1 pseudogene is annotated in these 238 nt (G+C 22.3%); it reads right to left on the reverse strand.

The features are described 5' to 3' along the window. Positions 1 to 218: pseudogene (locus tag H2280_RS08635) on the reverse strand (glycosyltransferase); the annotation flags it as partial. Positions 219 to 238: the final 20 nt, after the last annotated feature.

A 238-nucleotide genomic window follows, 5' to 3' on the forward strand; every position in this document is an offset into this window, starting at 1 on the left:
TTTATTAAAGCTTCTCCTAGTTTATAAGATAAATGTTCTTTAAATTTTAAAGCTTCTTTATAATCAGTATAAGATTCTAAAGGAGGTAATTTTAAAGAAGGATCTTTTTTTATTTTTTCCTCATAAATTTTTTGTTCTTTTTTATGCTTATCTTTTATATAAGATAAAACATAAGGCATTCTTATATAACCTAGTATGCTTTTTGAATTTTCTATCATAGCTTGTCCTAGTTTATAAG

This window comes from Campylobacter sp. 2457A (assembly GCF_020135895.1).
GTDB classification, from domain to species: domain Bacteria; phylum Campylobacterota; class Campylobacteria; order Campylobacterales; family Campylobacteraceae; genus Campylobacter_D; species Campylobacter_D taeniopygiae.